The organism is Saccharopolyspora sp. NPDC045941 (assembly GCF_056431445.1).
Map to the genome: position 1 here is coordinate 41,144 of NZ_JBWKKU010000003.1, position 22,999 is coordinate 64,142.

Consider the following 22,999-nt stretch of genomic DNA (forward strand, 5'->3'; position numbering starts at 1 on the left):
GTCAGTCGTTCCACATGGCCAGCGGGACCATGTCGCCGGCGAGGTCGCCGTCGTGCAGTAGGCGCCCCGCGCGCTTCACGTGGCGCAGGCAGAGGGCCCGGTCCACGATGCTCACCTGCGGGAACAGGTCGCCGAGCCGGCGCTCGATGAGCTGGAGCTCCTTCGGCCTGCGCAGCCACACGCTGAACAAGAGGTTCGCCATGCCACCGGTGATCCCGGCGCACACCCTCGTTTCGGGCAGCGATGCGATCAGCGCGGCCGCGCCGGGCAGGTCGGCCGGCGGCACGTTCGCCCAGACCGTGGCCGACATCGGAACCTCGGCGAGCACCCGGGACACCTCGCAGCGCATGCCGGCCATCCCGGACGCCAGCAACGCGTCGACGCGGCGGCGCGCGGTGCTGACGCTGATCCCCGCCCCCTTGGCGAGATGCGTGTACGACGCGCGCGGCGCATTCGCCAGCAACCGCAGCAGGTTTCGGTCGACCGGCCGGAGCGCCTGGATCGAGAAGCCCTTGCCGCTGGGCCGCGAACGCCTGATCCGCTCCTGCTGAGCGGCATCGAGCCCGCCGAGGTTCCAGTCACCGCCCTGGGCGTACAGCTCCGTGACGACCTGCACCCGGGTGGTCTGCGCGCCCGGGATCCGCTGCAGGTCGCCGAGCAGGAATTCGGTCAGCTCGCCGAGATCCCCGACCATCACCGTGAAGTACAGGTCGCGTCCGCCAGTGACGTGCTCCGCGGTGACCACGGCCGGCAGCCGCGAGGCCTGCTCGGCCACCGCCAGCGCCTGCCCCTGGGCGCAGTCGACCTCGATGAAGGCCATGCAGACCGGCTCCGGGTAGTGCGGGCCGGGGTAGCAGGTCAGCCAGACCGCCCCGGCCTCGCTCAGGCGCTCCCAGCGCCGGGCCGCGGTCGCCGCGTCGACCTGCAGCACCTCGCCGACCAGCGCCCACGGAGCGCGCGGAGCGATCTGCAGCGCGCTGATCAGATCCAGATCCAGTTCGTCGAGATTGACAACTTCGCGCATTCGAACTTCCTGAGAACCACTTTCCCGCAGCTTAGCCCGGTCAGGCGAAAACAGTACCCAGGATGTGCGCACCAAAGACCACCCGGACGCGTTAGGGGACTCAGTGGCGAGGACCAACGCGAGAACGAAGCCTGGAGCCGGCAGCAGGGCTCTGGCTGCGACGTTGAACGTCGTGGAACGAGTCGGCAACGCGTTGCCGCACCCGTTCATGCTGTTCGTGTACCTGTCGATCTTGATCGCGGCGGTGTCGGCCGTGGCCGGCTGGCTCGGGGCGTCGGTGGTACACCCGGGGACCGGCAAGCAGGTCCTGATCCACAGCATCCTCTCCGGCGAGGGGCTGACGTACGTGATGACCAGCGCGCTGAAGAACTTCGTGGAGTTCCCGCCGCTGCCGCTGGTCGTGGTGCTCATGCTCGGCATCGGCCTCGCCCAGCAGGTCGGGCTCATCGAGGCCGTCCTGCGCCGGGCGCTCGCCGGGGTGAAGCCCCGGTACGTGACGCTCACGGTGATGCTGGTGGGCATCATCAGCCACCTGGCCTCGGACGCCTCGGCGCTCATCGTTCCGCCGCTCGCGGCGATGGTCTTCCTCAAGATGGGCCGGCATCCGCTGGCCGGGCTCGCCGCCGGCTTCGCCGCCACCGGCGCGGCGTTCACGGCGAACTTCGTGATCACCAGCACGGACGTGCTGCTGTCCGGCATCACCACCGCGGCCGCCGGGATCGTCGCGCCCGGAACCACCGTGTCGCCGCTGGCGAACTACTTCTTCATGCCCGCATCGGCGGTCATGCTCGCGATCGTCGGCACGATCGTCACGGAGAAGATCATCGAGCCCCGCTGGGCACCTACACCCCCGATCCGGACGACGACGCCGAAAGCCCGGCCGCGGAGCCCGCCCTGAACGGCAGGGCACTGCGCAACGCCGGCATCACCGCCGTGCTGTACGTGCTCGCGGTCGCGATCGTCACCGCCGTCCCCGGTTCCCCGCTCCGCAACCCGGAAACCGGTGGCCTGCTCAAGTCCCCGCTGTTGGAGGGGATCGTGCCGATCCTGCTGATGTTCTTCGTCAGCACCGCCACCGCCTACGGCGTCACCGCCCGCACGATCACCAGCACCTCCGACATCCCCGCGCTGATGAGCAAGTCGGTCAAGGAACTCTCCGGCTTCCTCGTGCTGATCTTCGTCGCGGCCCAGGCGATCGCCTGGTTCACCTGGTCGAACCTCGGTCTGCTGCTGGCGGTCCACGGTGCCGCGCTGCTGAAGTCCCTCGGCATCGGCGGCATCCTGGGGCTGGTCGGATTCAGCCTGCTCACCGCCGCGCTGAGCCTGGTCATCGCCAGCGGATCGGCGCTGTGGTCGCTGGAGGCGCCGACGTTCGTGCCGATGTTCATGCTCCAAGGCGTCAACCCGGCCTACGTCCAGGCCGCCTACCGGATCGCGGACTCCTCGACCAACATGATGGTGCCGCTGAGCCCGTACATCGCCATCCTGCTCGGCTTCATCCAGCGCTACGACAAGAAAGCGCGCTTGGGCACGCTGTTCTCGCTCATGCTGCCCTACACCGCCGCGTTCTACGCCAGCTGGCTGCTGTTCTTCGTCGTGTGGACCGCGCTCGGCATCCCGATCGGGCCGGGCGAGACGTTCCACATCGGACGCTGACCACCCACCCCCACCCATCTAGGAGGAAGCCCTGTCCACCCACGATTCCGGCACCGCCCTGCTGGACACCATCACCGGCCTGGTCGAGGCGCTGCGACCGGAGATCCTCGACGTCAGCCACCGGATCCACGACCGGCCCGAGATCCGCTTCACCGAGCACCACGCCGCGAAGCTGCTCCGCGACTCGCTGAGCTTCGCACGGGTTCGACGTCCGGGAGCGGGTCGCCGATCTCGACACCGCGTTCGTCGCCGAGTTCACCAACGCCGGCGACCACGACGGCCACCTGCCGACGGTCGCGATCTTCCTGGAGTACGACGCGTTGGAGGGCCTGGGGCACGGTTGCGGGCACAACACGATCGCCGCGGCCGGGCTCGGCGCCGCGATCGCCGCGAAGCGCTGGCTGGCCGAGCACCCGGGCACCGCCGCGCGGATCCTCGCGGTCGGCAGCCCCGGCGAGGAAGGCGATGGCGGCAAGGCCTACCTGATCGAGGCGGGCGTGCTGTCCGAAGTGGACGCCGCCATGATGGTCCACCCGACCGGCGCGAACCGCGTCCACATGCCCTCGTTGGCGCGCGAGGCCGTGGAATTCGTGTTCACGGGTGTCCCCGCGCACGCCGCCGACACCCCGCACGAGGGGCGCAACGCCCTGGACGCCGCCACCCTCGCGCTCAACGCCATCGGCCTGCTGCGCCAGCAGATCCGCCCGGAATCCCGCATCCACGCGATCATCACCGACGGCGGTCAGGCGCCCAACATCATCCCGGAGCGCGCGGCGATCAGGGCCTTCGTCCGCTCCCCCGACACCCGCTACCTCACCGATCGGCTCGTCCCCGCGGTCCACGACTGCGCGCGCGGAGCCGCGCTGGCCACCGGAACGGACGTCGAGATCCGCCGGTCCGCGCCTGCCTACGCCGCCATGCGCAGCAACGCCGTGCTCGCCGAGCTCATCACCGGCACGCTCGTCGCGATGGGCCGGGAGCCCGGCGCGGAACTGCCGAACCGCGCCGGGGGCTCCACCGACATGGGCAACGTCAGCCAGGTGGTGCCGTCAGCGCACCCGCTCCTAGAGCTCGTCCCCGGCGTCACCATGCACACCCACGAAGCCGCCGAGGCGGCCGGTGCCGCGGCAGGCGACCAGGTCGCCTTGGACGGGGCGACGCTGCTGGCCACCACCACCATCCGGCTGCTGACTGAGCCGGACCTGCTGCGGCAGGCGAAGGAGGCGTTCGCCCAGGAGTGACCGGACGGTGCAGGCGGCCACGCGGCAGGCGCCGGAATCGACGGGGATGCCCCGCGATTCCGGCGCCTGCCGAGGAAATCGAGCGAGAGCGAGGAACCATGAGTCACGGCGGAACAATCCGGTTGACCAACGTGCGGATCATCGACGGCACCGGCGGCTCCCCCGTGGAAGACGGCGAGGTCGTTGCTGCGGACGGGCGGTTGACCTACGTCGGTCCCCGGCGCGAGCACGCCGGGGTCACTCCGGTCCGGACGATCGACGGGGGTGGCCGCACCGTGCTGCCCGGCTTCTTCGACACCCACGTGCACGCCACCACCGCGGTCGAGGAGAACCCGCGGAACGTGGTGTCCGACGCCGGGAGCTACGCGACGCTCAAGACCGCCCGGCGGCTGCGCCAGACGCTGGACGCGGGCATCACCACCATCCGCGATCTCGGCGGGCTCGACCACGGGATGCGGCGCGCCCTCGACGACGGCCTGATCACCGGCCCCCGGGCCCGGATCGCGGTCCAGGTGATCTCGCCGACCGGCGGTCACGCCGACCTGACCCTGCCCAACGGCAAGGTGATGCCGCTGGTGAACGTTCCGAGCCTCTGCGTGGCCGATACCGACGAGGAAGTGCTCACCACGGTGCGCACCCTGATCCGCTCCGGCGCCGACGTCATCAAGGTCTGCACCACCGGCGGGGTGTCGAGCCCGACGGACCAGCCGGACGACCTCGGGATCACCGAGCACCAGATCGCGCTGATCCGCGCCGAGCTCGAACGCCATTCGCGACCCCGCCAGATCGCCGCGCACGCGCAGGGCACCGCGGGCATCCTGGCGGCGATCCGCGGCGGCGTCGACAGCGTCGAGCACGGCTACGAGATCGACGACGAGGGCGTTGAACTGATGCTCGACAAGGGCACCTTCCTGGTTCCGACGCTCAGCGCGGCCCTGCGGGTACCGGATCCGGCGCTCGTGCCGCCGTACCTGTACGAGAAGAAGGTGCGGTGGTCGGAGATCGCCCGCGAGAACCTCGCCAGGGCCATCCAGGCCGGGGTCCAGGTCGCGCTCGGCACCGACGCCGGCGTCTGCCCGCACGCGCGCAAGCTGCTCGAACTGGCACACCTCGTGGACCTGGGCATGTCCCCGTCGGACGCCATCGTCGCCGGCACCGCCAACGCGGCGCGACTGCTGGGGCTCGCCGGCGAACTGGGCACCCTGGAGGCCGGCAAGATCGCCGACCTCGTGGTCGTGTCGGTCGACCCGCTGACCGGCATCGCCGCCCTCGCCGACCCGGATGCCATCGAACTCGTCGTCAAGGACGGTGTGGTCGTCAAGGACCGCACCACCGCCGCGACGACCGGCACGGCCGCGACCTCGCGAACCGCCTGACGTTCGGCGAAGCGGCAGGGGGTTAGCGGGTCGCCCACCCCCTGCCCCGGTGTCATCGCCGGTCCGCTCGCCAGCTGTCGAATTCCTCCGCGGTGGTCACGCCGTGGTCCAGCACCGCCCGGTGCACCTCATAGCTGGCGACGCCGTCGGCCGGTCTCTTCGCGAGTTCTTCCTTGATGGCCAGCACTAGGGCCCGGTGCTCGTCGTCGAGCCTGGGCGCGAGGGTTCGCAGGTGTTCGAGGTCCGGTTGCCGGTCGGGTCGATCGACGAACCAGATATCCAGCGTCCAGTCCGCGCCGTCCACGGCCCGGTAGGAAACGCCCAGGTACAGGCCGTCCGGGTAGCGGGGGTCGGTGTTCCACATCCCGGTGTCGTCGCGGAACCGGACCTCCCGGACCCGTTCCAGCACCGCGAGTTCCGCGCCGATGCGCGCGACGGCCAGGTGGGCGTCCCGGTCCAGTTCCCGGCAGACCACGGTGACGTCGAGATCCCGCCGCACCATGACCCCCAGGGCCGAGCTGCCGACCTGCACCGGCTCACCGACCCCGCCGAGAACGGCCATCAGGTCGAGCTCGGCGGCGACCCGGCGAGCCTCACCGTTGATGAGTTCCTGCTGCTCCAAAAGGCGTTCCGCTATCACACCCCGGATTCTGCCGTGCGCACACCGCGCCCTCGCACGGCAGGCGGCTCGGAGGCCCGGGCCAATCTCCCGCGGTGTACTCGCAGATGACGTCTGCGGCCACTGCACGGTCGTTCTCCGGTAGGCCGAGCTGGTTTCCGCCCCGGCCTGGCAGGCCACTGTGGACACCAGCGGATCACTCCTCCGCGCGGCCGGATCGCCGGACCGCGCGGTGGTGGAACGCCGCGGTGCCGATGACGATCGCCAGGGCCGCCAGCGGCAGCAGCGGCAACGCTCGCGGCACCGCGAACAGCAGGCCCCCGCCCGCCTCCCAGCGGCGGATCGCCGCCCTCGCCCCGAGCAGCGCTCACAGCACGCCCACACCTACCTTCACGATGCACCACCCTCGTCCGGAAAGCGACCAGTCCCCTTGTGTACCGCGGCAGACCGGTTCCCGCCCGCGGAGCCGCCGTCACCTGGCGGCCGCGCGAAATGGAACAATCGGGCCCATGACCGAGTCCGCGTCGCCGCAGCACATCGCCCACCGCACCTCCGCCGCAGTCGACGCGGCCGTCGGGGCGGGGCGCGACCTGGGGCTCACCGTGACCGATGCCCGGGTGCTCCACGACCTCTTCTCCGTCGTCGTCCACCTCGCGCCCGCACCGGTCGTGGCCCGGATTCCCACCGTGCTGCCGCACAACACCGGGCTCGACGCCCTGGCGCGCCGCCAGCAGGCGGAACTGGACGTGACGCGGTGGCTCGCAGACCGGGGAACGCCCGTGATCCCGCCCAGCCCCCTCGTGCCCCGGGAACCCGTTCAGCGCGACGGGTTCTCGATGACGTTCTGGCAGTTCGCCGAGGAGGCCCGGGACGGGGAACCCGACTACGTGGCGAACTCCGAGCTCGCCGCCGACCTGCACGCCGCGCTGCGCGCATACCCCGGCCGGCTGTCGTTCCTGTCCTCAGCGGAACCGCAGTTCGTCGCGGAAAGCCTTGCCCTGCTGGAAAAGCGCCCCGACCTCATCGCTCCGGCGGAGCTCGATCGCGCAAGCCGGGAGTGGCAGGTCCTGGAACCGCTCGTCAGCTCGCGCGCGGCGTTCGAGGGGGCGTTCCCCGGGGTCGACCTGCAGCCCATCCACGGCGACTCCCCGCCGGCGAACATCTTCGCCGGGGTGGGCGGTCACCTCTTCGCCGACTTCGAACTGGTCACGCTGGGCCCCGTTGAGTGGGACCTGGCCGCACTCGGCCCCGACCTCGAAGCCGCCTACAACCGCGGGGCGCAGCGCAACGGCCTGCGGCCGTTGAACGACGAAGTCATGAAGTTCGTGAACGCCGTGGGGATGCTGCGGGTCGTCGCCACCCTCACGCTCGTGCCGCAACTGCCCGTGTTGGCGGAGTACCTGGAGCCTGCCGTCGCCCACTGGCAGGCGATGCCGTTCGCAGGCGGCATGATCAGCTGACACCGACGCGCAGGCCCCGGTTTCGCCCGAATCTCCTTCGCCTCCCCACCGCGGAGGCGAAGGAGCGGGGCCGCCCCGGGAGATCCTTCGGGGAGGGGCAGCGGTCACTCGATGTCGTGCGGGGTGCGCCGGACCGTACGCCGCCGGTCGTCGATCTCCTCCCACCGGTCGCCGTAGATGACGGGCGTGATCGCGTCCGAGCGCACGAAGTCGTGCGGGAAGCCCAGCTCGACCCTGCTCACCTCGTCGAGCCGGTCGAGGTGGGCCGCCTCCAGTTCCAGCTCCAGGCTGCCCAGGTTGTCCCGCAGCTGCTCCTGCCTGGTGGCGCCGACGATCGGGACGATGATGCCCGGCCGCGAGCGCAGCCAGGCGTACGCCACCTGGGCCGGGGTGCGGCCGACCTCCTCGGCGATGCGCACCGCCTCCCGGACGATGCCGTCGGCCCGGTCGTGGTCGCCGCCCCAGTCGTAGGTGTTCAACCGGCCGTGCTCACCGCGCAGGTACTTCCCGGTCAGCCGCCCCTCCGCCAGCGGGCCCCAGACCAGCACGCCGAGATCGAAAACCCTTGACATGGGCAGCAATTCGCGCTCCGGCGAGCGGTCCAGCAGGTTGTAGCGCAGCTGCACACCGATGAACGGCGACCAGCCGCGCAACTCGGCGAGCGTGTTGGCCTGGGCCACCTCCCACGCGGGCCAGTCCGAGACCCCAACGTAGAGGATCTTGCCCAGGCGGACCTGGTCGTCGAGCGCGCGCATGATCTCGTCGACCGGCGTGAAGGTGTCCCGGGCGTGCACCCAGTACACGTCGATGTGATCGGTGCGCAGCCGCCGCAGGCTCGCCTCCAGCGAGGCCACCAGGTTCTTGCGGTGACTGCCCACCGCATTGACGTCACCGCGCCGCGTCGGCGCGTTGTACTTGGTGGAGATCACGAACTCGTCGCGCCGTCCCTCCAGGAGTTCGCCGAGGATCTGCTCGGCGGTTCCGTTCGTGTAGGCGTTCGCGGTGTCGATGAAGTTGCCGCCGGCCCCGGCGTAGGCGTCGAGGATCTGGCCGCAGGTTTCCTTCGGCGCGCCCCAACCCCAGTCGCTGCCGAACGTCATGGTTCCCAGGCACATTTCCGATACCCGCAGGCCGGTCTTGCCGAGGAGGGTGTACCGCATGCATTTCCCTTCGGTATTGCCGCCCGGTCGCGGGCGTCGGCTCGTCCTCTGGAAATCGATTTCTGGCTACCCGGCGTCGAGCATCTCGCAGTGCCCCAGGACATAGCTGCGCATGAAGTCGTCCACGCGGTACTTCAGCGCGCTGCAGGCGGCCACGCCGGTGGTGTGCACCAGCCCGGCGTCCACCAGGTCCGCGAGCAGCGCGCGGCTTTCGTAGGCGGGGCGGCCGAGCAGGGCAGGGATCTCGGTGTAGGTGATGGCGTTCGACGACACCCGGCTGAGCGCCTGGAGACTCGATCGCTGATCCGGCGTCAAGTTGTTGTAGCCCTTGCGCACGCTGTCGCGCACGCTGAGGTCCCCGATCACGAGGTGGCCCAATCGCTTGCACGGGTCGGCCAGCAGCGCAGCGAGATCGCGCGGCTGCACGTAGGGCCGCGCGGCGAGCAGCGAGCCCGCGATGCGCAGGGCGAGCGGGTTTCCCGCGCAGCAGGCGACGAGCCCGCGCACGCCTTCGGAGTCGGCGGCCATCCGGTCGGTTCCGAACAGTCCGGCCAGGTAGTCCCGGGATTCTCGATTGGTGAAGCCGGGAACCCGCACCGACCACCGGCAGTCGATCGCGTGCAACTTGCGGTGGCTGATCAGCACGACGACGCTGCGGCCGACCCCCGGCAGCAACGGGCGCACCTGGGCCTCGTCCACGACTCCGTCCAGCAGCAGGAAAACCTGCCGGGACGCGAGCAGGGCGCGGAGCAGGGCGCACTGCTCCTCCAAACCGGCGGGAACGGAACGCGCGCCCAGCGAACGGAGGATGCGGCTGGGGATCTCGTCGGTGCACACCCCCGAACCATCTTTGAACTGCAGATCGACGTAGATGTGACCGTCGGAGAACTGGTCTTTGAGCCGGTGTGCGACGTGCACGCCGAGCGCCGTCTTGCCGGCGCCCGGCGCTCCGGTGATGTTGACTATCCGAGGCCGGTCGGAGGCCATGCTCGCGTCTGGTGCCAGCGTTGCGCATAATCGCCGCAGCACTTGGAGCCTTCCGATGAAGAAGGGCACGTCGGCGGGCAGTTCGGAGAAGACGTCATGACGGCGCTGCGCCCCGCCTGCGGTGTTGGATGCGGCGCGGACCCGCGCAGCGGATCCGGGTCGGCCCAGAAATGGCGCGTGCGCCGTGCGGTGGAATTCTTCGGCTTGTTCGCGCTCCAACCCCAGCGTTCGCGCCAATAGCCGCACCGACGAGCGCTGCGGTCGCGACGTCTTGTCGCGCTCCAGGTCGCTGATCGTGCGCACGCTCAGCCCGGACTGCTCGGCGAGCCCTTCCTGCGTGAGTCCGGCCGCAATGCGGAGTCGGCGCAGCAGGACACCGAAGGAATTCCCACCACCCCCGAATCGCCCGTCTTCCCAGATCAGTCCGTCAACCATGCCGTTCCCCAAGAACAAGTATTCCCTGTTCCGCGGACCCGCCCCGGAACAGAAATAGCCACCAGTTCGAACGCCCTCCTGAATTCCGAATACAGACCCCCAGTCGCTCGCATTCGAGCTCGATACGGCATGCACGCAACACCTCTGACCGCGACCCACGCGGTCACAGCAAGTCAAACATGACCAAAGTGGCGTTGCCACTTTAGAGCAGATAACCACCCATTCAGCCCACTACAGTTGCAATCAGTAGCTAATACCCACAAGTAACTGCACTTTTGGAGCAATGAGGCTCCATCGAAGCTTGCGAACCTGTTTCATACTGTAACGATTTACCTGGATTTCAGACAAAGCAGTCATTACGTTTTGCGCTAAACGGCCGACAGTGGCATTCGCACATTCGGCCCCAGTCGAAGAGGACGTTTGTCCAAGCAAATGTGATGCTCGCTACAGCAACCTCCGGAGGAGGACGCAGATCTGCTGATCCGCCCCATCGGCATCGCACGGGAAACGGGAACTCAAGACTGTGAACTCCACTCTTGGAGCAATTCGCCCAACCCGGTACACGCGAAAATGCGCGGAGTTCGCAGAATATTTGTTCCTGGTCGCGAAACGCGTTCCCCGGTTCGCTCGAAGCACATCTGGACGGGGATCGGAGACCTCTTGGAACCGCAGGAACGAATGAAGATCGGCATCCTCGTTTGCGCGCACAACGCGTTCTGGCGGACCGGACTGCAGTCCCAGCTGGGCAAGATCGGCGGCATCGACGTGGTGGGCGAGGCGAGCAGCGCCGCGGAGGCCGAGGCGCTCGCCGAGCGGCTCGCCCCCGACGTCGTGCTCACCAACATCGACCTGGCGGACGACGTCGAGGGCGGCAGGTGGTCCTGGCTGCCGAAGATCCGCCGCGACCGGGCACGGCCGACCATCTTGCTGCTGGCCGACCGCACCGACCGCAGGCTGATCGGCGGGCTGCGCGCCGGGATCGCCGGGGTGATCACCGACGACTGCACCGCGGAGGAACTCCGCCGCGCCGTGCTCGCGGTGCACGAGGGACATCGCTACCTGCAACCGTGCCTCGTGGACCCGGTGCTGGCCTTCCTCCGCGACGCACCGGCCGACGCCGACCACGACGTCGTGCGGCAACTGACGGCCCGCGAACGCGACATCCTCGACCTGGTCGCGGAAGGACTGTCCAACCGGGAGATCGGTACCCGGCTGTTCCTGTCCGAGACGACGGTCAAGCACCACGTCTCGCACCTGCTGCGCAAGCTGGGCAACCGGGACCGGCTCCAGCTGGCCGTGTTCGCGCACCGCAACGGCCTGGTCGCGCGGCAGTCGGCATCGTGACCGCCGAGCTGTCGCCGTCAGCGCTCGGGTGCCAGCCACACCACCCCGCACGGGGGCAGCCGCAAGACCGCCGAAGCGGGCCAGGAGTGCCACGGCTGGTCGTCGGCGGTGATCCGCGCCGGGTTGCCGGCCCCCGAACCGCCGTACTCGCGGGCATCGGTGTTGAGCACCTCCCTCCAGCGTTCGATGGCGGGCAGGCCGATGCGGTACCGGTCGTGGGCGACGCCCGCGAAGTTGGCCACGCACGCCACCACGGATCCATCCGCGCCGTGCCGCAGGAACGCGACCACGTTGCGGTCGGCGTCGTCGCCGACGATCCAGGAGAAGCCCTCCTTGCGGAAGTCCCACGTGCACAGCGCGGGCAGCTTCGCGTAGGTGTGGTTGAGATCCGTGACCAGGCGGTCCAGCCCGCGGTGCAGGTCCGCATCGGCGTGCTCGGTGAGCAGGCCCCAGTCCAGCGAGCGGTTGTCCGCCCACTCCCCGGCCTGGCCGAACTCACCGCCCATGAAGAGCAGCTGCTTGCCAGGATGCGCCCACGTGAAACCGAGCAGGGCACGCAGGTTCGCGGCCTTCAGCCACGCGTTGCCCGGCATCTTGCCCCACAACGAGCCCTTGCCGTGCACCACCTCGTCGTGCGAGAGGGCGAGCACGAAGTTCTCGGTCCAGGCGTAGCTCAGCGCGAACGTCAGCTCGTCCTGGAGATCCCGGCGCTCCACGGGATCGTGCGACAGCACCGACAGGGTGTCGTGCATCCACCCCATGTTCCACTTCAGGTCGAACCCGAGCCCGCGGTCGGCGGGTGCGGTCACACCCGGCCAGGCGGTCGACTCCTCGGCGATCATCACCACGCCCGGGTGGTGTTCGTGGACGGTGGCGTTGAGCTCCCGGACGAACTGCACCGCTTCGAGGTTCTCCCGCCCGCCGAACCGATTGGGCGACCACTGCCCGGGCCCGCGGGAGTAGTCCAGGTAGAGCATCGAGGCGACGGCGTCCACGCGCAGGCCGTCCACGTGGAACTCCTCGATCCAGTACAGCGCGTTGGCCAGCAGGAAGTTGCGCACCTCGGGGCGGCCGAAGTCGAAGACCAGCGTGCCCCAGTCCGGATGCTCCCCGCGCTGCGGATCGGGGTGCTCGTACTGCGGTTGCCCGGTGAAGCGGGCCAATGCCCAGGCATCGCGCGGGAAGTGCGCCGGCACCCAGTCCAGGATGACGCCGATGCCGCGCTGGTGCAGCCGGTCCACGAAGTACCGGAAGTCGTCCGGGGAGCCGAACCTGGCGGTCGGGCTGTAGTAGGAGGTGACCTGGTAGCCCCACGACCCGCCGTAGGGGTGCTCGGCGACCGGCAGCAGCTCGACGTGGGTGTAACCGCGGTCCGCCAGGTAGTCGCCGAGCCGGTCGGCCAGTTCCCGGTAGGTGAGCCCCTTCCGCCACGACCCGAGGTGCATCTCGTAGATGCTCATCGGGGACGACAGCACCGCGGCGCGCCCGCGCCGCCGCAGCCAGTCCGCGTCGTGCCACTCGTGGCCGGGCTCGTGCAGGACCGACGCGGTGCCCGGCGGCGGTTCGGCGGCGAAGGCCATCGGATCGGCCTTGTCCCGCCACCGTCCGTCCACCCCCAGCACCTGGAACTTGTACCGGCACCCCGCTTCGACGCCCGGGACGAACAACTCCCACACCCCGGAAGCGCCCAGCGCGCGCATCGGGTGCCCGGTGCCGTCCCAGCCGTTGAAGTCCCCCACCACCCGCACGCCGCGGGCATCCGGCGCCCACACCGCGAACGCCGCGCCGCGCACCGTCCGGTCCGGCAGTTCGAGGCTCCTGCGGTGCGCGCCGAGGACCTCCCAGAGCCGCTCGTGGCGTCCCTCGCCGATCAGGTGCAGGTCCAGCTCGCCCAGGGTGGGCAGCCAGCGGTAGGGGTCGTCGAGCTCCACGACGCCTTCCGCGCGGCGGACTTCCAGCCGGTGGTCGGACACTGGCAGCGGCGCCTGTCCGACGAACAGCGACGGCATCACCTCGAGCAGCTCGTAGCGGGTGCTCCCGCACCGCACCGCGACCGCCTGCGCACCGGGTTGCACGGTGCGGAAGACGGTCCCCGCGCCGGCGCGGTGCGCTCCCAGCAGCGTGTGCGGGTCGGGGTGCGATCCGTCGAGCAGCCGCGCGTACTCCCGCACCGCAGGCGGCCGACCGGTCACGGCAGCTCCTCGACGACGGGCAGCCGTTCCACGAAGGACATCGGTATCGACAGCCAGTCCGGCCGGTTGGCGTGTTCGTAGGCCACCTCGTACACCGCCTTGTCCACCTCGAAGGCCCGCAGGAGGGTCCGGTCCTCGTCGACCACGCGGCTGACCTGCCGGTAGCCGTCGAGGAACGCGGTCCTGTTGCGCTGCGACCACTCCTCGGCACGGCGCGGCGAATCCGTGCAGTGCTCTCCCCCCGTGAACAGCTGGAAGGCCGCGTAGTCGAAGGACCGCAGCATCCCCGCGACGTCCTGCAACGGCGACCGGGGCTCGCGGCGGACCTCAAGGGGCACCGCGGGTTCTCCTTCGAAGTCCACCAGCACCCACCCGGTCGGTGTGCGCAGCACCTGGCCGAGGTGCAGGTCGCCGTGGATGCGCTGGACCGTCAACGCACCGCTGCCCGCACGCGCCGCCCGGTACGCGGACAGGATCGACGGGCGGTGCGCGGCCAACTGCGGGACCTGCCCGGCGACCTCGTCGAACCGGGCGACCATCGCGTCCAGCCAGTCCTGCCGCTGGGCGTCCCGGACCTGCGTTGCGCCCAGCGCGTCGCGCAGGTCGGCGTGCACCTCCGCCACGGCCCGCCCGAGGCGGCGCGCCTCGGCGGCGAAGTCACCGCCACGTTCGGCGGGCACCGGACCGGGCGCGGTCATCAGGTCGCGCACGCTGGCCGTCGCCATCGACCAACCGTCCGCATTGGACGGAAGCAGCTCCTGCACCATGCCGAGCACCACCGGGCGGCCGCGCAGCCGCCCTTCGACCGAGCCGAGCGGGCGGGCGATGTGCCTGGATCCCGCGCTGTGCAGTGCCCGGTGCAGTTCCAGTTCCGGGTTCGTGCCGGGGAAGACGCGGCGGAACAGCTTGAGGATGTACCTGTTCCCGTACACCAGCGAGGTGTTGCTCTGCTCCGCACCCAGCAGCCGGGACGGAACGCCGGTGTCCAGCCGGACGCCGTCCTCCGGCCGGAAGCGCAGTTCGCCGACGGTGGTGCCGGAGGCGATCAGCTGGAGCAGCAGCCGTCCGAAAGCCGGGTCGCGCACCGCGGCGTAGGCGGTGCGGGACCCGACCTCACCGATGCGCGCCGGGCGGAGCGCCGCCGGCAACGAGCTCCGCAACCCGACCAGCAGTTGGTAGTCCTCGGCGCGGTCCGGCTGGTGCACCCGGGCGATGAGGTGCAGGAATGCGGGATCGTCGTCGTTGAGCGCCGCGACGTGCACGATCTCGACCGACTGCACCGGGCGGTCCTTGCCCGCGAACCAGCGCTGCCCGGGCAGCCACCGGGCCAGCGGTTCGGCGAGTTCGCCCACGCGGGACAACACGTCCGTGGAAGTCATCGATGCTTACCGCCCTCCGCGATCGAGGTGATCTGGAACCAGTAGAAGCCGTTCCCGGGAACCGTCAGCAGGTACGGTTCCGGGCCGATGGCGGGAAAGCGCACGCCGCCGGTCAACTCGATGGGCACCGAACCCTCGTGCGCCGACAGGTCCAGCTCGACCGGCTGCGGGAACCGGGACAGGTTGTTGACGCACACCACGACGTCGCTTCCCCCGGCGGCTTCGTGGCGGCGTTCGTAGGCCAGCACGGTCGGGTTGGACGCGCCGAGTTCGGTGAACAGCCCCAGCCCGAAGGCCGGGTGCTGCCTGCGGATGCGCAGCATCGTCCGCGTCCAGTTCAACAGCGATGACGGGTCGTTGAGGTGCTGCTCCACGTTCGTCGCCTGGTAGCCGTAGATCGGGTCGGCGATCAGCGGCAGGTTCAGCCGCCCGGGGTCGGAGCGCGAGAAGCCGGCGTTGCGGTCGGGGTTCCACTGCATCGGGGTGCGCACCGCGTCGCGGTCGCCGAGCCAGATGTTGTCGCCCATCCCGATCTCGTCGCCGTAGTACAGCACCGGTGAACCGGGCATCGACAGCAGCAGCGCGGTGAACAGCTCCAGCTGGTTGCGGTCGTTGCCGAGCAGCGGGGCGAGTCGCCGCCGGATGCCGATGTTGGCCTTCATCCGGGGATCCGCGGCGTACTCGGAGTACATGTAGTCGCGTTCCTCGTCGGTGACCATCTCCAGGGTCAACTCGTCGTGGTTCCGCAGGAACACGCCCCACTGCCCGCTGGCCGGGATCTGCGGCGTCTGCTGGAGGACCTCGGAGATCGGGAACCGGTTCTGCCTGCGAACGGCCATGAAGATGCGCGGCATCAGCGGGAAGTGGAACGCCATGTGGCACTCGTCGCCGCCGACCGCCGGATCGCCGAAGTACTCCAGCACGTCGGCCGGCCACTGGTTGGCCTCCGCGAGCAGGACGCGGCCCGGGTACTCCTCGTCCACGACCTGCCTGCACCGCTTGAGGAACTCGTGCGTCCGCGGCAGGTTCTCGCAGTCGGTGCCCTCCTCTTCGAAGAGGTAGGGCACCGCGTCCAGCCGGAAGCCGTCGATGCCCAGGTCCAGCCAGAACCGCAGCACGTCGAGCATGGCGTCCTGGACCGCCGGGTTCTCGTAGTTCAGGTCCGGCTGGTGGGAGAAGAACCGGTGCCAGTAGAACTGGCCGCGCACCGGGTCGTGGGTCCAGTTCGACGTCTCGGTGTCCACGAAGATGATCCGCGCGTCCGGATATCCCTCGTCGTCGTCGGCCCACACGTAGAAGTCGCCGAAGCGGCCGCCGGGGTCGCGGCGGGACTCCTGGAACCACGGGTGCACGTCGGAGGTGTGGTTGAGCACCAGGTCGGTGATGATCCTGATGCCGCGCCGGTGCGCCTCGTCCAGCAGGTGCGCGAAGTCGTCGATGGTGCCGAATTCCGGTAGCACGGCCCGGAAGTCGCTGATGTCGTAGCCGCCGTCGCGCAGCGGCGACGCGTAGAACGGCGGCAGCCACAAGCAGTCGACGCCCAGCCAGCTCAGGTAGTCCAGCCGCTCGGCGAGACCCCGGAGGTCGCCGACCCCGTCGTCGTTGGAGTCGAAGAACGACCGCACGAGCACCTCGTAGAAGACCGCGGTCTTGTACCACTCCGGGTCGTCGGGCAACGCCCCGGTGGGCGCCGCCTCGGAGCCGCTGCGCGGCAGTTCGGGTGCCCGGCCGAGCAGTCGGCCGGGCGGGGGTTCCAGCAGCATTGCTTGTCCACCTCGTCTTCGACGGCCTGCCGAGGGCGCGCGGCACCCATCGCGGTCCCCGGTGCGGGAACCGCGCGGCGGCAGGGAGGAGATCAGCGCTGAGCGGACGGCTCAGCGGACGGTGACGATGTGCGCGATGTCGCGCTCGGGTACGAATTCGACGTAGTTGGAACTGCCCCATTCCCAGGTCCGCCCGGTCACGAGGTCTTCGACGGCGAACCGCGCATCCCGGTCCAGGCCCAGCTCCGGCATGTCCAGCAGCAACGTGCCCGCCTGGCGGTCGTGGGGGTCGAGGGTGATCACGCAGATCACCAGGTCTCCGCTAGCCGGGTCGGTCTTGGAGAACGCGATGATGTTCTCGTTGTCGGTGCGGTGGAAGTGCAGCGTCCGCAGCTGCTGCAACGCCGGGTGCCGGCGGCGGATGGCGTTCAACCGCTGCAGCCACAGTTCGAGGGACCGCCCCGAGGCCCGGGCCGCGGCGAAGTCCCGCGGCCGGAGCTGGTACTTCTCCGAATCGAGGTATTCCTCCCCGCCGGGCGCGGCCGGGTGGTCCTCGAACAGCTCGAATCCGGCGTACACGCCCCAGGACGGCCCCAGCATGGCCGCCAGCGCGGCGCGGATCGCGAATGCGGCGGGCACGCTGTGCTGGAGGTACTCCGGCAGGATGTCGGGGGTGTTGACGAACAGGTTGGGACGCGCCTCGTGCAGGTGTTCCAGCAGTTCGTGGCCGAACTCCTCGAGCTCCTGCTTGGTGTCGCGCCACGTGAAGTACGTGTAGGACTGGGTGAATCCCAGCCTCGCCAGGCCGTACAGCCGGGCGCGGCGGGTGAACGCCTCGGCCAGGAACAGCACGTCCGGGTGCTCCGACTTGACGTCCGCGATCAGCCGGTGCCAGAAGTTCGGCGGCTTGGTGTGCGGGTTGTCCACGCGGAAGATCCGCACGCCGTGGTCGATCCAGTACCGGACGACGTCGAGCGCCTCCGCGTACAGCCCGTCGGGGTCGTTGTCGAAGTTCAGCGGGAAGATGTCCTCGTACTTCTTCGGCGGGTTCTCGGCGAAGGCGATCGAGCCGTCGGGCAGCCGGGTGAACCAGTCCGGGTGCTCGGTGACCCACGGGTGGTCCGGCGAAGCCTGGAAGGCCAGGTCCAGCGCGACCTCCAGGCCGAGCTCGCCGGCGCGGCGGACGAAGGCGTCGAAGTCGTCCTCGGTGCCCAGCGCCGGGTGGATCGCGTCGTGGCCGCCCTCGCTCGCCCCGATGGCCCACGGCGACCCGACGTCGCCCGGTTCGGCCCGCGTGGAGTTGTTGCGCCCCTTGCGGTTCGTCTCGCCGATGGGGTGGATCGGCGGCAGGTAGACCACGTCGAAGTCCATTCCCGCGATGCGTTCCAACTCGGCCTGCGCGGTCGGGAACGTACCGTGCGCGGCCACGCCGTCGCCGTCCACGGGCCCGGTGGAGCGCGGGAAGAACTCGTACCAGGAGCCGAACAGCGCCCGGTGCCGGTCCACCCAGATCTGGTGGGTGCTGCCCCTGGTCAGCAGCTCGCGCACCGGTTTGGCGCACATCGCCTCGTGCACGGCCGGCGACAACGCCGGCTCGACCCGGTGCGCCAGTCCCGCGTCCGGGAACCGCAAGGTCGCGGCGGCGGTGCGCAGCAGTTCCCGCGTCCCGGCGTCCCAGCCGGGGCGGCGCGCCACCCGCTCCAGCAGTCGGGCACCTATCTCCAGATCGTTGGCGAGATCGGATTCGTCCTGCCCGGCGGCCAGCTTGGCCTCCACGGCGTGCCGCCACGTGGCCCACGGGTCCGACCACGCGTCGATGCGGAACCGCCAAAGCCCTTGGGCGTCGGGCACGATCGTCGCGGCCCACAGGTCGGCGTCCACGTCGATCCGGGTCATCCGCGTCTGCCGGCCGGCCCCGTCCGGGCCGCGCCACACCACCGTCGCGGCGAGCGCGTCGTGGCCCTCTCGCCACACCGTGGCGCGGACCGAGACGTGTTCGCCGACCACCGCCTTCGCCGGGTGCTGCCCGAGCGACACGACTGGGCTCACTTCCTCGACGACCAATCGACCGCTCAACGTGGACTCCTCGTGTCTTGGGCGCGCAGGTGAACGGGCTTCTTCCCGCCCGCCGCGACCTCGACCAGGTAGAGGAGCAGCAGGAACGCGTAGAGCAGCAGGCTCACCGCGGAGCTGGCGAAACCGGCCAGCGCGGCGACGAAGTACAGGATCGGTCCGACCCGGAACCGGCGGCCCATCCGCCGGGCCTCCTCCGGCGTGATGCCCGGCCCGAGCAGCCGGTGGCGGTGCGCCGCGTAGGCCCAGATGGCGTTGAACATGACCCCGCCGAACGCCAGCACGCCGCCGTAGAGCACCGTCGCCGTCCGATCGCCGTGGTCGGCGGTGATGGCCTGGGCGAGCACCGCGGTGGCGAACGGCAGGAACACCACGTCCAGCAGCAGGAAGAGGTTGAACAGCAGGAGCAGCCGGTCGACGCGGTTGATGAAGCGGAACATGGTGTGGTGGTTCAGCCACACCTGGCCGATCAGCAGGAAGCTGATCACGTAGGACAGGTAGGACGGCCACAGCGCCGCCAGGTCACCGGCGAGGTGCTCGGACGGCTCGGGCGGGTTCAGTTCGAGGATCAGCAGCGTGATGGAGATGGCGAACACCGCGTCGCTGAACAGCTCCAGCCGGTTGGTGGACAACTCGACCGAATCCGGCGGCTTGGCCCCGGATCCGGGGAGGTTGGGCTTTCGCACGATGTCACTTCCTCGATGTCGGGACCGGGCCGGCGGGAACGCGCCTCCGCCGGCCCGGTTCATGGCCGGCTCACCCCGGGGATCAGCGGGTGCCCGGCGGGATGATCCAGTTCTCCTGGACGACCATGGAGTGGATGTAGCGCTGCTCGACGAAGGTCCGCAGGTCCTGCCGGACCACGCCGAACTGCGGCGACGCCAGCGCCTCCGCCAGCGCCTCCTGGTCGTCGAACCACAGCTGGTGCACGCAGTCCAGCGGCGCCTCGGCCACCGCGTAGGCCGCATCCCGCGTGTGGTTCTGCACGTAGCGCCGCAAGCCCGGGATGCCGAGCAGCTTCGGCGCGTGGGTGTCGAGGCTGTAGCGGCGGAAGTACTCCAGGTCCATGCCGCTGCGGCGCTTGACCAGCACCATCAGCTTCACCCGGTCGGTCGGGCCCGCCACGTACTCCTGCCCGGGCCGCAGCACGTGCGCATCGGTGTCGAGAGCCAGGGTCTGCCAGAACGCCGCCCACCGCGGCTCGTCCTCGCGCGCGCCGTTGACGTACTCCGGCGACTGCACCGCGGCCAGCTGGTCGGCCTCGCTCTCCACCCACATCTCGGCCACGCCGCTGAACAGCGGGCCACCGGGTTCGTCCACGGCGGAATCCACCCGCCGGTCCACTATGTACTGCTTGATCTGCGGGATCTTGCTCGCGTACTCGACCGCGTGCACGTCGATCCAGTAGTCCTGGAAGTCCTGCTCGCTCATACCGGGTTTCGGGCGAGCGAAGATGAGCTGTTGAATCAACCCAACACTCCTCGTCGGAATTCTCCGCGCCGTGATGGCGCGGCTGACTCACCGCTGGTTCGCCAGCATTTCGATGATTCGCCGGGCGAACACGTTGCAGTGCTCGCCGGTTCGCGCGGTGACCAGGTCACCGTCGACGACCACGTCCTGGTCCACGTAGTTGCCGTCCATGTTGCGCAGGTCGCCGAAAAGGTTGTTGTGCACCACCGCGTTTCGCCCCCGCACCAGTTCGGGGGCGGCGGCCAGCAGCCACATGCCGTGGCAGATGATCCCCTTGACCACGCCCGCCTCGGCGAACGCCCGGCGCAGGAACCGCAGCGCGGGTGGCTCCCGGTGGACGTCCTCGCTGTAGCGCAACCGATCGGCCACCATGCCGGACGGCACGATCACCGCCTGGTAGTCGGCGGCGTCGACGTCGTCGAGGTCGATCCCGCAGCGGAAGGGAACCTGGTACTCGTGCCCGTGGAAGGTCAGCTCCGGCTGTCCCCACAGCCGGCTGACGAAGTCCACCTCGATCCCGTCCTCGGGAAAGCGCCGCTGGTAGTAGGAGATCTCCGGTTCGTAGTAGTCGCTCTCGACGAGAACGGCCACCTTCGTCGTCCGGCCGGGCATCGGCCGGCTCACAGGTGACCGCGGAAGGCGTCCACCATGCACGTGGCGTCGATGTAGATGCGCCAGTTGGTGACCTTCCCGCCGCGCACGGTGAACCACTCGACGTACTGCGTCGAGAAGGTGCGCCCGGTGTCGCGGACCGTGGCCTTCTCCCGCAGCACGGCCGCGGCCTGGTCGCCGTCCACCAGCAGCTCGACGAGCTCGACCCAGTTCACCTCGGCCAGGCTGTGGAAGATCTCGAAGGAGCTCTGCACCTCCGCCAAGCCGTGGAACGTGCCGACCCACGGCAGGATCTCCGGAAGTCCCGCCACCGACGGCTTGTTGACCCACTCCACGTCGTCGTCCAACTGCGTGAACGCCCGCGCGAGGTCGCCCTCGCCCAGCGCCGCGAACCACTCGCGCACCACCTTCTCGGTGGTCTCCTCGTCGACGGTTCCGTCGTTCATCGCAAAACCTCCCTGCCCCGCAACTCGGGGTCTACTTCGGACTTGATGCCGGTTCAGCTGACGATCTTGGGAGTCAGCACCTCGATCACGAACGGCCCGTCGTAGGCGAGGGCCTGTTCGACGACCGGGCGCACCTCGTCGGGTCGTTCGATCCGGGCCCCCGGCACCCCGAACGCCTCGCCCAGGCGGACGAAGTCGATCGGCGGCCGCGCCAGGTCGAACGAGCCGGGGAAGTCGTGCACCGCGACGTCGAGTTCGTCCCAGTACTGCTCGATGTTCAGCTTCAGCAGCTCGTAGCTGCGGTTGTTGCAGATCACGAACTTCGCGCCGATGCCGTAGCGGGCCGCGGTCCACATGGCCTCGGCGGTGTAGAGCGTGCCGCCGTCGCCGGCGAAGCCGACGACCGTCCGCTCCGGGTTGGCCAGCTTCAGGCCGACCGCCCCGGGAATCCCGACACCGAGCGAACCGCCGCGGGTCTGGAAGTACTCCCCCGGCGCCTTCGGCGACAGGTACCGGAACAGCTCCGGAGACGCGGTCAACGACTCGTCGAAGTAGACCGTGTCCGCCGGGAGGCACCGGGCGAGTTCCTTCGCGAAGCGGGACACCGGCATCGGCGAGTCGTCGTGCCGCCGCTCGTCCTCCTGGAGCACCGTGGCGAGGTCGGCGACCGTGCGCTCACCGATCTCGCGCGCCCGGATGCGCGCCCGCCCGCGCTGTTCCGGTTCGAGCTCGGCGTCCACCTGTTCCGCCAGCGCCGCCAGTCCCTCGCGGACGTCGCTGACGATGCCGACGTCGACCGGGAAGTTCTTGGCTATCTCCCAGGTGTTCTGGTCGATGTGCACGATGCGGGCGGTCGGATCGAACACCTCGTGCAGTTCCGGGAACACCTCCGGGAACACGTAGGTCCCGCAGATCACCACGGCGTCGGCGCGCAGCGTGGTGCGCCGGCTGGCGGCGCCGAACATGTGGCCGAGCTGACCGCAGAACTGCGGGTGCCCCGGCGCGATGTTCACCTCCGCCCAGTCCGCTCCCCACACCTCGGCGCCGAGCAGTTCCGCCAGGCAAGCCAGTTCGGCCTGCCCGTCGGCGTAGGCGACCCCGTCGCCGGCGATGATCATCGGGCGCTCGGCACCGATCAGCATCCGCGCCGCGCGGGAGATCGCCTCCTCGTCCGGTCGGGCGCGGGTGTGCAGGAACGAGGTCGGGTGCGGGCGTTCCCTGGTCGGGGCGTCCAGCACGTCCATCGGCAGGGACACGAAAACCGGCCCCATCGGGGGCGTCGCGGCGATCTTCATCGCCCGGCGCAGCACGCGCAGCACCGAGTTCGGGTCGACCACCCTCGTCGCCCACTTGGTGACCGGGCGGGCCATGCCGACCAGGTCGGCGGCCATCTGCGAGTCCATCGCGTCGTAGCGCAGTCCCGCCTCACCGGCGAGCACCACCAGCGGGCTGTGCCCGCGATTGGCCTGGTAGAGCATCCCGATGCCGTTGCCGAGCCCGACGCCGGTGTGCAACTGCACGACGGTGGGCTTGCGGGTGGCGCGGGCGTAGCCGTCGGCGATGCCGACCGTCGCGGCTTCCTGCGGCACCAGCACGTACTCGGGGCTGCCGGCCTGCTCGATGGAGTCCAGCAGGCCCTGCTCCACCGTGCCGGGGTTGCCGAAGACGTACTGGACGCCGTCGATCCGGAGCTGTTCGACGACCGCGTCCTTGGCCAGGATCGTTGTTGTCATGATCGACCTCTCTCGCCGGGGACCGGCAC

At 69.8% G+C, this 22,999-nt stretch carries 16 protein-coding genes and 2 pseudogenes; 5 read left to right on the forward strand and 13 right to left on the reverse strand.

The window, feature by feature from the left end; all coding sequences use genetic code 11:
* Position 1 precedes the first annotated feature (1 nt).
* Positions 2 to 1,024, reverse strand: a complete 1,023-nt coding sequence (locus AC07FN_RS03295; protein ID WP_478394124.1) for an Lrp/AsnC family transcriptional regulator — start codon at positions 1,022 to 1,024, stop codon at positions 2 to 4.
* Between the two features lie 208 nt (positions 1,025 to 1,232).
* Here AC07FN_RS03295 and AC07FN_RS03300 point away from each other — a divergent pair.
* The 3 genes and pseudogenes from AC07FN_RS03300 to AC07FN_RS03310 all read left to right on the forward strand — a co-directional run bounded on the left by AC07FN_RS03300 (position 1,233) and on the right by AC07FN_RS03310 (position 5,297).
* Positions 1,233 to 2,680 (forward strand): annotated as a pseudogene (locus tag AC07FN_RS03300) (AbgT family transporter).
* 206 nt (positions 2,681 to 2,886) lie between these two features.
* A pseudogene (locus AC07FN_RS03305) lies at positions 2,887 to 3,921 on the forward strand (amidohydrolase); the annotation flags it as partial.
* 131 nt (positions 3,922 to 4,052) lie between these two features.
* Complete coding sequence (locus tag AC07FN_RS03310; RefSeq protein ID WP_478394264.1) at positions 4,053 to 5,297, forward strand: metal-dependent hydrolase family protein; 1,245 nt, start codon at positions 4,053 to 4,055, stop codon at positions 5,295 to 5,297.
* Positions 5,298 to 5,349: 52 nt separating this feature from the next.
* Here the strand turns inward: AC07FN_RS03310 and AC07FN_RS03315 are convergent, their stop codons facing one another.
* Positions 5,350 to 5,937 (reverse strand): hypothetical protein, encoded by a 588-nt coding sequence (locus AC07FN_RS03315; protein WP_478394125.1) that lies wholly within the window; start codon positions 5,935 to 5,937, stop codon positions 5,350 to 5,352.
* 488 nt (positions 5,938 to 6,425) lie between these two features.
* On the opposite strand from AC07FN_RS03315, the gene AC07FN_RS03320 reads away from it, so the two are divergent.
* On the forward strand, positions 6,426 to 7,376 hold the full coding sequence (locus AC07FN_RS03320) for a phosphotransferase (protein ID WP_478394126.1): 951 nt from the start codon (positions 6,426 to 6,428) through the stop codon (positions 7,374 to 7,376).
* 104 nt (positions 7,377 to 7,480) lie between these two features.
* Here the strand turns inward: AC07FN_RS03320 and AC07FN_RS03325 are convergent, their stop codons facing one another.
* Positions 7,481 to 8,536, reverse strand: coding sequence for an aldo/keto reductase (locus AC07FN_RS03325; protein WP_452616246.1), 1,056 nt, complete (start codon positions 8,534 to 8,536; stop codon positions 7,481 to 7,483).
* A 66-nt stretch (positions 8,537 to 8,602) separates the two neighbouring features.
* The gene (locus tag AC07FN_RS03330; RefSeq protein WP_478394127.1) at positions 8,603 to 9,958 is read right to left on the reverse strand and encodes a helix-turn-helix domain-containing protein; all 1,356 of its coding nucleotides are present in this window, start codon (positions 9,956 to 9,958) and stop codon (positions 8,603 to 8,605) included.
* Between the two features lie 678 nt (positions 9,959 to 10,636).
* Here AC07FN_RS03330 and AC07FN_RS03335 point away from each other — a divergent pair.
* A complete protein-coding gene (locus AC07FN_RS03335; RefSeq protein ID WP_478394128.1) occupies positions 10,637 to 11,302 on the forward strand; it encodes a response regulator transcription factor in 666 nt (221 codons plus the stop codon).
* Positions 11,303 to 11,319: 17 nt separating this feature from the next.
* Here the strand turns inward: AC07FN_RS03335 and glgB are convergent, their stop codons facing one another.
* From glgB to AC07FN_RS03380, 9 genes are all read right to left on the reverse strand, one after another.
* Positions 11,320 to 13,494, reverse strand: a complete 2,175-nt coding sequence (glgB, locus tag AC07FN_RS03340; protein ID WP_478394129.1) for a 1,4-alpha-glucan branching protein GlgB — start codon at positions 13,492 to 13,494, stop codon at positions 11,320 to 11,322.
* Positions 13,491 to 14,873, reverse strand: coding sequence for a maltokinase N-terminal cap-like domain-containing protein (locus tag AC07FN_RS03345; protein ID WP_478394130.1), 1,383 nt, complete (start codon positions 14,871 to 14,873; stop codon positions 13,491 to 13,493). The genes glgB and AC07FN_RS03345 overlap by 4 nt, the downstream gene beginning before the upstream one ends.
* Positions 14,870 to 16,636 (reverse strand): maltose alpha-D-glucosyltransferase, encoded by a 1,767-nt coding sequence (treS, locus tag AC07FN_RS03350; RefSeq protein WP_478394131.1) that lies wholly within the window; start codon positions 16,634 to 16,636, stop codon positions 14,870 to 14,872. Before treS ends, AC07FN_RS03345 begins: the two co-directional genes overlap by 4 nt.
* 111 nt (positions 16,637 to 16,747) lie before the next feature.
* A complete protein-coding gene (locus AC07FN_RS03355; RefSeq protein WP_478394132.1) occupies positions 16,748 to 18,712 on the reverse strand; it encodes a maltotransferase domain-containing protein in 1,965 nt (654 codons plus the stop codon).
* Positions 18,709 to 19,395 (reverse strand): TMEM175 family protein, encoded by a 687-nt coding sequence (locus tag AC07FN_RS03360; RefSeq protein WP_478394133.1) that lies wholly within the window; start codon positions 19,393 to 19,395, stop codon positions 18,709 to 18,711. Before AC07FN_RS03360 ends, AC07FN_RS03355 begins: the two co-directional genes overlap by 4 nt.
* An 82-nt stretch (positions 19,396 to 19,477) precedes the next feature.
* Positions 19,478 to 20,179, reverse strand: coding sequence for an EthD domain-containing protein (locus AC07FN_RS03365; protein WP_452616238.1), 702 nt, complete (start codon positions 20,177 to 20,179; stop codon positions 19,478 to 19,480).
* A gap of 48 nt (positions 20,180 to 20,227) precedes the next feature.
* Positions 20,228 to 20,791, reverse strand: a complete 564-nt coding sequence (locus AC07FN_RS03370; protein WP_478394134.1) for a DJ-1/PfpI family protein — start codon at positions 20,789 to 20,791, stop codon at positions 20,228 to 20,230.
* Between the two features lie 8 nt (positions 20,792 to 20,799).
* Positions 20,800 to 21,237 (reverse strand): nuclear transport factor 2 family protein, encoded by a 438-nt coding sequence (locus tag AC07FN_RS03375; protein WP_452616236.1) that lies wholly within the window; start codon positions 21,235 to 21,237, stop codon positions 20,800 to 20,802.
* Between the two features lie 53 nt (positions 21,238 to 21,290).
* Positions 21,291 to 22,970 (reverse strand): thiamine pyrophosphate-binding protein, encoded by a 1,680-nt coding sequence (locus tag AC07FN_RS03380; RefSeq protein ID WP_478394135.1) that lies wholly within the window; start codon positions 22,968 to 22,970, stop codon positions 21,291 to 21,293.
* Between the last annotated feature and the right edge of the window lie 29 nt (positions 22,971 to 22,999).